9 protein-coding genes are annotated in these 9,905 nt (G+C 74.1%); 1 reads left to right on the top strand and 8 read right to left on the bottom strand.

Features of this window, described 5'->3' with window-relative positions; genetic code table 11:
- Window positions 1-107 precede the first annotated feature (107 nt).
- From ACFWBW_RS27660 to ACFWBW_RS27640, 5 genes are all read right to left on the bottom strand, one after another.
- Window positions 108-806, bottom strand: a complete 699-nt coding sequence (locus ACFWBW_RS27660; protein ID WP_250743562.1) for a DUF4191 domain-containing protein — start codon at window positions 804-806, stop codon at window positions 108-110.
- A 10-nt stretch (window positions 807-816) separates the two neighbouring features.
- Complete coding sequence (locus ACFWBW_RS27655) at window positions 817-1,014, bottom strand: hypothetical protein (RefSeq protein ID WP_385377617.1); 198 nt, start codon at window positions 1,012-1,014, stop codon at window positions 817-819.
- Between the two features lie 276 nt (window positions 1,015-1,290).
- On the bottom strand, window positions 1,291-2,238 hold the full coding sequence (gene lipA / locus ACFWBW_RS27650) for a lipoyl synthase (RefSeq protein ID WP_385377614.1): 948 nt from the start codon (window positions 2,236-2,238) through the stop codon (window positions 1,291-1,293).
- 119 nt (window positions 2,239-2,357) lie between these two features.
- Complete coding sequence (gene lipB / locus ACFWBW_RS27645) at window positions 2,358-3,155, bottom strand: lipoyl(octanoyl) transferase LipB (protein ID WP_385377611.1); 798 nt, start codon at window positions 3,153-3,155, stop codon at window positions 2,358-2,360.
- 88 nt (window positions 3,156-3,243) lie between these two features.
- On the bottom strand, window positions 3,244-3,603 hold the full coding sequence (locus ACFWBW_RS27640; RefSeq protein ID WP_385377608.1) for a hypothetical protein: 360 nt from the start codon (window positions 3,601-3,603) through the stop codon (window positions 3,244-3,246).
- Window positions 3,604-3,776: 173 nt separating this feature from the next.
- Here ACFWBW_RS27640 and ACFWBW_RS27635 point away from each other — a divergent pair, with 173 nt between their 5' ends.
- Entirely contained in the window at window positions 3,777-5,291 is a 1,515-nt protein-coding gene (locus ACFWBW_RS27635; protein ID WP_385377605.1) for a regulator, read from the top strand.
- 365 nt (window positions 5,292-5,656) lie between these two features.
- On the opposite strand, the gene ACFWBW_RS27630 is transcribed toward ACFWBW_RS27635, so the two are convergent.
- From ACFWBW_RS27630 to ACFWBW_RS27620, 3 genes are all read right to left on the bottom strand, one after another.
- Window positions 5,657-6,907: an FAD-dependent oxidoreductase gene (locus ACFWBW_RS27630; RefSeq protein ID WP_385377602.1), complete on the bottom strand. Its 1,251-nt coding sequence runs from the start codon at window positions 6,905-6,907 to the stop codon at window positions 5,657-5,659.
- A 209-nt stretch (window positions 6,908-7,116) separates the two neighbouring features.
- Window positions 7,117-8,010: a TIGR01777 family oxidoreductase gene (locus ACFWBW_RS27625; RefSeq protein WP_385377599.1), complete on the bottom strand. Its 894-nt coding sequence runs from the start codon at window positions 8,008-8,010 to the stop codon at window positions 7,117-7,119.
- Between the two features lie 1,085 nt (window positions 8,011-9,095).
- A complete protein-coding gene (locus ACFWBW_RS27620; RefSeq protein ID WP_385377596.1) occupies window positions 9,096-9,803 on the bottom strand; it encodes a VIT family protein in 708 nt (235 codons plus the stop codon).
- Between the last annotated feature and the right edge of the window lie 102 nt (window positions 9,804-9,905).

Below are 9,905 nucleotides of genomic sequence, written 5' to 3'. Positions count from 1 at the left end.
GAGACCGAAGAATAAACGAGAAAACCACAAAAACCCCAATGCACACCCCGCCCCCCCTCCCCCCCTCCCCCTCCCCCCGCCCCTCTGTCTTGTATACGAAAAGCGGATCAGCGCATCTTTCCGCCGCGCGGCATGCGCATCCCCTTGGGCATCGGGCCCTTCGGGATCGGCATGTTGCTCAGCAAGTCGCCCATGGCCCGCAGTTTGTCGTTGACCTGGGTGATCTGGGGCCCGGAGAGCACACGGGGCAGCTTCATCAGGGTCGTACGGACCTTCTTGAGCGGCACCTCGCCCTCGCCCTTGCCCACGATGAAGTCGTGGACCGGGATGTCGGGCATGATCCGGGCCAGCTTCTTCTTCTCGTTCGCGAGCATCGGCTTCACCCGGTTCGGGTTGCCCTCGGCGATCAGGACCACGCCGGCCTTGCCCACGGCACGGTGCACGATGTCCTGCTGCTTGCTCATCGCGACGGCGGGGGTGGTGGTCCAGCCCCTGCCCACGTTGTCCAGTACGGCCGCGGCCGCGCCCGGCTGTCCCTCCATCTGTCCGAAGGCGGCCGTCTCGGCTCGCCGTCCGAAGATGATCGCCATCGCCAGGAACGCCACCAGGAAGCCCAGGATGCCCAGGTAGACCGGGTGGTCGATCAGGAAGCCGATCGCAAGAAAGACACCAAAGGTGACGATTCCCACGCCCGCGACGATCAGACCGACCTTCGGGTCGGCCTTGCGCGTCATCTTGTACGTCAGGGCGATCTGCTTCAGTCGCCCGGGGTTCGCAGCAGTCTCTGCGTTTGACTTCCTCGCCATGCAGCGAAGTTTACGTGGCCTTCTCGGTGCGGGTCGCCGCGGCCTCGAGTACGTGCTCGGTTTCGACCCGGTCCTTGGCCCTGCGGCGGTCTTCGAGGACGGCCGTCCAGGCGTTCCGGCGGGCGCCGCTCATGAGCAGCGACTCCAGGCCGCGGACGGCGTCGGAGAAGGACGGGATGGCGGTGGCGCGTACGGGCGCGGCCTGCATGGTGTCGACCCTTTCACGGAGCTCACGTCGGGGGGTGCCAAGCGTGTGTGCGGTGCGTCGAACAATCGTCACCGTCTGGTGTTACCAGGGCATGACCGACTGGTCAAACAGTGATGAAACCTTGATGCGGCCCACCAGGCCCTTCTCGAGCAAGAACCTCTCGAGAAAGAGCCTAGGGGCCGCATCGATGCGGTGTTACCCGTAAGTAAGACTTTGTGCGCGAGTTCACATACCACCCGCATCACGCGTCTCGCACACCTCAGACGCGCATGACACTCAGACGGTCGCGCGCTTCTCCATCGCCTGCTGGTAGAGGCGGCCGGCGCGGTACGAGGACCGGACCAGCGGACCGGACATGACTCCGGAGAAACCGATCTCCTCGGCCTCCTGCGCCAGCTCCACGAACTCGGCCGGCTTCACCCAGCGCTCGACGGGGTGATGGCGCGGCGAGGGCCGCAGGTACTGCGTGATGGTGATGAGCTCGCAGCCCGCCTCGTGGAGGTCCTTCAGCGCCTGGCTGACCTCCTCGCGCTCCTCGCCCATGCCCAGGATCAGGTTGGACTTGGTGACGAGGCCGTAGGCGCGCGCCCGGGTGATGACGTCCATCGAGCGCTCGTAGCGGAAGCCGGGGCGGATCCGCTTGAAGATGCGGGGCACCGTCTCGATGTTGTGCGCGAAAACCTCGGGGCGGGAGGCGAAGACCTCCTCCAGCAGCTCCGGGACCGCGTTGAAGTCCGGGGCGAGCAGTTCGACCTTGGTCTGGCCGCTCTCGCGGCCCGCCGTCTGCTGGTGGATCTGGCGCACGGTCTCCGCGTAGAGCCAGGCGCCGCCGTCCGCCAGGTCGTCGCGCGCGACGCCCGTGATGGTGGCGTAGTTCAGGTCCATGGTGACGACGGACTCGCCGACGCGGCGGGGCTCGTCGCGGTCCAGCGCCTCGGGCTTGCCCGTGTCGATCTGGCAGAAGTCACAGCGCCGGGTGCACTGGTCGCCACCGATGAGGAAGGTGGCCTCGCGGTCCTCCCAGCATTCGTAGATGTTCGGACAGCCGGCTTCCTGGCACACCGTGTGCAGTCCTTCGCCCTTCACCAGGGCCTGCATCTTGGTGTACTCGGGGCCCATCTTCGCCCGCGTCTTGATCCACTCGGGCTTGCGCTCGATGGGCGTCTGGGCGTTACGGACCTCTAGGCGCAGCATCTTGCGTCCGTCGGGTGCGACTGCGGACACGACCGGCTCCCTGTGACTTCGATTCTTCGGCGCCCACCAGGGTACGCCCGTAATTTCATACGTTCTTACGTCGGCCAACCTGCGGGCGGTCCGGCCCATTCCCCGGCGTCCCCCCGGGATCAGCCCGCGGCGGGCTCTATCTCCCGGGGCTTCGGCTCCGCCTGCTCCAGTACGTCCTTCAGGTGCCGTTCGATCACCGGCAGCACCTCGGCGATGGCGATCTCGCGGCCCAGTTCGTACGAGAGCGAGGTCACACCGGCGTCGCGGATCCCGCAGGGGACGATCCGGTCGAACCAGGTGTTGTCGGGGTTCACGTTGATCGCGAAGCCGTGCATCGTGACGCCCTTGGCGACGCGGATGCCGATGGCGGCGAGCTTGCGGTCCTCGCGGCGCTGGCCGGCGTTGGACGGGGCGTACTCGGGGCCGTTCAGCCGGGGGTCGAACTCCTCGTCGTGCAGCCGCGGGTCGAAGTCCAGTGAGAGGCCACCGATCTTCGGGCGCTCCTCCACCGGGTCGCCGAGCACCCAGACCCCGCTGCGCCCCTCGACGCGGGTGGTCTCCAGGCCGAAATCGGCGGCCGTGCGGATCAGCGCGTCCTCGAGGCGGCGGACGTGGGCGACCACGTCCACGGGGCGGGGCAGCTTCATGATCGGGTAGCCGACCAGCTGGCCCGGGCCGTGCCAAGTGATCTTGCCGCCGCGGTCCACGTCCACGACGGGCGTGCCGTCGAGCGGGCGCTCGCTGTCGGCGGTGCGCCGGCCGGCGGTGTAGACCGGCTGGTGCTCCAGCAGGAGGCAGGTGTCCTCGATCTCGTCCGCGAAGCGCGCCGCGTGCACCCGGCGCTGCTCTTCCCAGGCCACCGTGTACTCGACGGCCTCCGGGCCGAAGCCCATGCGGACAAACCCAAGCTCAGCCACCGCGGCGCCTCCTCGTTGAACCTGCCGACGAACTTGCTGTGTGCACCTATCGCACCAAGCAAGGGTACGGCGGCCCCGGCGCGCCCTGTCAGGCGCCCGTCCCGGACACCGCCCAAGGCCCCGGATCCGGGGGGCCGGGCAGCTGTTTCGGTCGCCTGCGGCCCTTCGGCGGCCGGTCCGGGTCCTCGTCCGCCCGGGGCAGCCGGCGGTGCCCTTCGGTGTGGTCGTTCACCCAGCCGCAGACCCCGCACGCGTAGCGCCCGTCGAGACCCGCGATGTAGGTCCCGCACCGCCGGCACTCCGCCTCGGTCAGCTCGGGCGCGGTCAGCTCGGGTACGTCGGCCGGCTCGGGTACGTGCGGCGGAGCCGAGGACTCTGCGTGGCTGTCGTCGCCGTCGGGGCGCTCGCAGCTGCCGGGGGGAGGTTCCCCGGTGGGCCGGCGGGTCATGGGGCGCAGCGTACGCGGGTGGAGGGGGTCGGTCCGTAAAGAGACCCACCGGTTCTGCACACGATCGGATGAATGTGGGACAGAGAGGGCGGTACGGGCGAGGTTCGCCGCTACATTCACGCCGTTCACAGGGCCGGGACTCCGGTCCGTCACGTCAGGAGACCGTGGAGCCGATGACGGAACGACCTGCCCAGCGTGTCCCCAACCGGCAGCTCTCGGCACTGATCGCCGAGGCCGGGTTCTCCAACGCCGGGCTCGCCCGCCGTGTCGACCAGCTCGGTCTGGAGCACGGTCTCGATCTGCGGTACGACAAGACCTCCGTGACCCGCTGGCTGCGCGGGCAGCAGCCGCGCGGCACCACCCCGGCGCTGATCGCGGAGGTGTTCACCCGGCGCCTGGGGCGACGGCTGTCCGCCCAGGACCTGGGCCTGGACGCGTGCGCCCCGGTGTACGCGGGGCTGGAGTTCGCGGCCACCCCCGAGGAGGCCGTCGACATCGCGAGCGGGCTCTGGCGCAAGGACTCCGGTTCGCACGCCGAGCTGCGCAAGATCGCCTTCACCCCGGCCGGGCTGGTGGTGCCCAGCCGCGACTGGCTGATCGGGCGCGCCGACGAGCGGGTCGGCCGGGGCGCGGAGCCGGCCGCCTCGCGCGTCCCCGAACAGGGCCGCCTGGACCAGAGCCGTCTGGACGCGAGCCGTCTGGACCCGAGCCGCCTCGATCAGAGCCGTCCCCTGCCCGGCCGGGCCTCGGTGCCGCGGCAGCGGCAGATCGACCGCGGTCCCGGGCAGCGGGTGACGGGCGGTGACATCGCGGCGCTCAGATCCGTGGGCGAGCTGTTCCGCACCCTGGACCACGCCTACGGGGGCGGCCATGCCCGCCAGGCCCTGGTGCGGTACCTGGAGCACGAGGCCGAGCCGATGCTGCGCGGCACCTACGGGGAGACCACCGGGCGCCGGCTGTTCGCCGCCGCCGCCGATCTGACCCGGCTCGCCGGCTGGACCTCGTACGACATCGCCGCGCACGGGCTCGCCCAGCGGTACTTCGTGCAGGCGCTGCGGCTGGCCCAGGCCGCCGGGGACCGGCCGTACGGGGCGTACGTGCTGATCACGATGAGCCGGCAGGCGGTCTACCTCGGCCACGGCCGGGAGGCGGTGCAGCTGGCCCGGGTCGCCCAGCAGGGCGTGGGCTCCGGGCCGCCGCCGGTGGTGCAGGCGCTGCTGCACTCGGCGGAGGCGCGCGGGCACGCGGTGCTCGGGGAGGTCAGGGCGTCGACGGCCTCGCTGGTACGGGCCGAGCGGGCGCTGGGCGCGGCCCGGCCGGGGGACGACGTACCGCACTGGGCGCGGGACTACGACGAGGCGCAGCTCGCGGACGAGTTCGGGCACTGCCACCGGGACCTCCAGCAGTACCGGGCCTCGGCGCAGCACGCGGAGCGGTCCCTGCAGCTGCGGGCGCCCTCGTACGCGCGCTCGCGGCTGTTCTGCCGGGTGGTGCTGGCCACGGCGCGGCTGGGGCTGGGCGAGCTGGACCAGGCGTGCGCGCTGGGTGCGGAGGCGGCGCAGCAGGCGATGGAGATGCGGTCGGTGCGGGCGGTGGAGTACGTACGGGACTTCGAGCGACGGCTCGAGCCCTATCGGGACGCGTCGGCGGTGCGGGGGTATCGGGACCGGGTGGCCGCCTTGTCCTGACCCTGCGGGTCGGCTGGGGGCTGCGCCCCCGGGCCCGGCCTGTGCGGGGGCTGCGCCCCGGGCCCGGCGGGTGGCTGCGCCGTGGTGCCCCTGCGGGTCCGCTCCCGGGGCTCCGCCCCGGACCCCGCGCCTCAAACGCCGGCGGGGCTGATCTTGCCCTGCGGGCAGGCTTTGGCGGGGGCCGGCTTGGCCCTGCCGGGCGGCTGGCTCTGCCCTGCGGGCCGACCCTGGCGGGGGCCGGTTTGGCCCTGCCGGCGGCTGACTCTGCCCTGCGGGCCGACCCTGGTGGGGGCCGGTTTGGCCCTGCCCGGCCCCGAAGGGGGTGGTTGCCTGGCAGGGCCGTGCAGCCGAGGTGGGTGGTTGGCTCAGGCTGCCACCGGGAGGGCGGCCTTCGGGGTGGAGGGGACGGGGATGCCGAAGTCGCGCAGGGCGGCGGCCGCGGCGCGGCGGGCTGAGCGGAGGGCTCCTTCGACGGTGTTGGTGTCCCGGTGGTCGCCGCACACGTACAGGCCGGCCAGGACCCGGACGGTGCGCCGGTTGTCCTGCGGCGGCGGCATGGCGGGGACCGCCTCGGGGGTGTGGTGGACGGCGAGCAGCTCCCAGTCCCGGGTCGCGGTCTCGTAGAGCCGGGCCAGGCGCGAGGCGACCGTCCGGGTGGGCGGCGGCGGGCCGAGCACGGTGGTGGTGACCAGGCTGCGGCCGGCGGGCGCGCGCGTCGGGTCGACCGCGCTCATCACCGCGGTGTGGGCGACGGGCCAGTCCGGGTCCCCGTCCAGGAGCAGCGAGCCGTCCCAGGCGAGCGGGGTGGTGGTGGCGTGGTGCATCACGGTCACCTGGTGGAAGGCGGGCACGCGCAGGCCCGGGAGCAGTTCGGCGGCGGCCCTGGCGCCGGTGGCCAGGAGGGCGGAGCGACAGCTGAAGTCGCCGTGTCCCTCGGTGGTGACCAGGTTGGTGGCGAGGGAGCGGACCCGGACCCCGGTGCGTACGGTGCCGGGCGGCAGTGCGGCGGCGAGCAGTCCGGGCAGAGTGGCGGCGCCGCCCTCGGGTACGGCGAGGCGGCCGCGCGCGAAGGTGCGCAGGGCCAGGTCGGCGACGCGGCTGGAGGTGCCGAGTGCGGGGTCGCGCAGCAGCGCCGCGAGGAGCGGGCGCAGCGTCGTACCGAGGCTCCTGGAGCTCAGGGCGGCGTGCGCGGTGCGCTCGGGGCGGGCCAGGAGGCGTTCCTCGGGCAGCGCGGCGAGGCGTGCGAGCGCCGCGCCGATCCGGGCCTGGTCGAGGGAGCCGCTGGTCAGGGCGCGGGCGGGGGTGAGGGCGCCGGCGCGCAGTGTCCGGCCGTCGCTGTGGATGAGGGCGCCTGGCGCGAAGGGCTTGAGGACCAGGCCTTCCAGGCCCGGGGTGCGGGCCGGTTCGGTGTAGGCGGTGTTGAGGAGCTGGCCGATCCGGTCGAGCCGGAAGCCGTCCACGGTCTCCGTGGCCATCCGGCCGCCGGGATCGTCGGCGCCCTCCAGGACGATGACCGTGACTCCGGCCGCGATCAGGTGGTGCGCTGCCGCGAGTCCGGAGACTCCGGCTCCTACGATGACCACGTCCGCATGGTGTGCGTGTGCGCTGTTGAGCACGTGCCCCTCCCCGAGGTCGGCCCGGCTGTGTGGGGAACCTCCTTCCCCCAACCGACTCCAGCGGAACCCGAGTTGGGTGTGCTATCGCGGGCAATGCGGTCAACTCCGGTCGCACGGCGGTCGCATTCGGCTCACGGATGGTCGCACGCGTGCGCCGGGGCGCTCCCCCTGGAGCTCCGGGGCTTTCCGGCCCCGGGACCGGGGGTGTTTCAGGCCTCCAGCGCGGCCCTGATCGATTCCTCGATCCCCGGGTACCGGAAGACGAACCCGGACTCCAGCAGCCGGGCGGGGCGCGCCCGCTGACTGCCCAGCACGTCCTGGGCGAACTCCCCGAGCACCACGCGCATGACCGGCGCGGGCACGGCGAACACCGTCGGGCGGTGCAGGACCCGGCCCATCGCGGCGGTGACCTCGCGGTTGGTCAGGGGCTCGGGAGCGGTCAGGTTCACCGGCCCGGACAGGGCCGGGGTGTCGATGATGTGGCGCAGGGCGGCGATCTCGTCGTGCATCGAGATGTACGACCAGTACTGGCGGCCGTTGCCGAGGCGGCCGCCGATGCCGGCCTTGAAGATCGGGAACAGCTTCCCCCAGGCCCCGCCCTCGGCGGCGACGACCAGGCCGGTACGGGCGTGCACGGTCCGGATCCCGGCCTCCCGGGCGGGCGCGGCGGCGGCCTCCCACTGCACGCAGACCTCCGGAAGGAACCCCTCGCCGGCCGGGGAGTCCTCGTCGACGGTCCGGTCTCCGGTGTCTCCGTAGTACCCGACGGCGGAACCACAGACGAGGGTCGCGGGCGGCTCGTCCATGGCGGCGACGGCCGAGGCGATGGCGGCCGTGCCCTTGACCCGGCTGTCCCGGATCTCCCGCTTGTAGGCGGCCGTCCAGCGGTGGTCCCCGACCCCGGCCCCGGCGAGGTGCACGACGGCTCCGCAGCCGGCGAGCCCGGCCGGATCCACGTACCCGCGCGCGGGGTCCCACCGCGCCTCGCCGGGCCCGGCGGGCTCCCGCCGCACGAAGCGGACGAGGTCGTGTCCGTCGGCCTTCAGTGACCGCCCGAGGGCGCTGCCGATGAGCCCGGTGGCACCGGTGACTGCGATACGCATGACCCCATCTTGGCAGCGGCCCCCCGCCGGAGGCGCCGGACCGCGGGGACACTCTCCGCCCCCTTCCGGGCCGCACGCTCCCGGGGCGGGGCGGGGGCCAGGGCCGGGGCCAGGGGTCCGGGGCCAGGGGCTGGGGTCCGGGGGCCGGGGTCCGGGGGCTGGGGGCTGGGGGCCGGGCCAGGGGTCCGGGGCCAGGGGCTGGGGTCCGGGGGCTGGGGTCCGGGGCCAGGGCCGGGGGCTGGGGTCCGGGGAGCCGGGACCGGCGGCCGAGGCCAGGGCCAGGGCCGGGGGCCGGGGAGCCGGGGGGGGCCGAGGCCGGGGCCGGCGGCCGAGACCGGGACCGGGGGCTGGGCCAAGGCCCGGGACCGGGACCGGGACCGGGACCGGGGCCAGGGCCGGGACCGGGGCCAGGGCCGGGACCGGGGCCAGGGCCGGGACCGGGGCCAGGGCCAGGGCCGGGGGCCGGAGCCAGGGCCAGGGGCCAGGGGCCAGGGGCCAGGGCCAGGGGCCAGGGCCAGGGCCAGGGGCCAGGGCCAGGGCCAGGGGCCAGGGCCAGGGCCAGGGGCCAGGGCCAGGGCCAGGGGCCGGGGGCCGGGGCCAGGGCCAGGGCCGGGGGCCAGGGCCACAGTCCGAGGGCCTGGACTAGGACCAAGGGACGGGGGCCGGGGCCTCGTCCGGGCGGGCGGGCGGGTGGACGGGGCCCGGAGGTCGTGCCGTCCATCCGCCTGGTCGGCGGGCCGGGGCCGGGTCCGGGTGGAGCCCGGGGAACGGAGGAAGGGCGGGTAGGGGACCCTTCGCCTTCGCGGCGGGGGCTCTCGCGGCCGCAGCGGGGCTCGGCGGCGGGCCGGGGCCGGCGGCAAGCCCTTCAGGTGGCGGCAGGCCTTGAAACGGCCGGCCCGTCAGGTGACTGCGGGCCCGCACGGCGTCAGGCACGCCGGACGGCGAACGGACCGCCGGACGGCAGACGGACGGCGGACGGCAGACGGCAGACGGCAGACGGACCGCCGGGCGGGCGGACCGCCGGGCGGGCGGCCCGGGCGGGGCCGGACGCGGCCGGCGCGGACCCGGGCCCACGGCGCGGTCCGTCAGGTGGCTGCGCCCAGCCAGGTGCCGACCGCGTAGGTGACCGCCATGGCGAGGGCGCCGCCTGTGACGTTGCGCAGGATCGCCCGGCCGGGAGGCGCCCCGCCCAGCCGTGCGCTGAGCACCCCGCACAGGGTCAGGGACAGCAGGACCGCGACCACGGTCACCGGGACCCGCTCCGAGGCGTCCGGCAGGACGATCGCGAGCAACGGCAGCAGCGCCCCGACCGTGAAGGCCACCAGGCTCGCCACCGCCGCGTGCCAGGGGTTGGCCAGCTCGTCGGGGTTGATCCCCAGCTCCACCCGCGCGTGCGCCCGCAGCGCGTCCCGCTCGGTCAGCTGCTCCGCCGCCTCCCGGGCCACCGACTCGCTCAGCCCCCTGCCGACCAGGAGCCCCGTCAGTTCTTCCAGCTCCTCCTGCGGCGACTCCTCCAGCTCGCGCCGCTCCACCTCCAGCGCCGCCCTCTCGGAGTCCCGCTGGGAGCTGACCGACACGTACTCCCCCGCCGCCATTGACAGCGCGCCGGCCAGCAGCCCGGCGACGCCCGCCGCCAGGATCGCCGTCCGTGAGGTCGTGGCCCCGGCGACGCCGACGACCAGGCCCGCCGTGGAGATGATCCCGTCGTTCGCGCCGAGCACCCCCGCGCGCAGCCAGTTCAGCCGGGTACTGATCGCCGCGCTCTGCTCCGCCGCACCATCCGCTTCCGTCACGCCACCACTGTCGCGGCCCCAGCCCTACGGAGCCACCCGGCGTGCGCGCCTTCGGCGCCGGGATCAGGGTGGAGGGGTGAGACGCCGACGCGAGGAGCCGGG

The organism is Streptomyces sp. NPDC059957, assembly GCF_042730015.1.
Taxonomy (GTDB): domain Bacteria; phylum Actinomycetota; class Actinomycetes; order Streptomycetales; family Streptomycetaceae; genus Streptomyces.
Note: the sequence above shows the minus strand (reverse complement) of the source record. Positions and strands in the feature narration are given on the sequence as shown.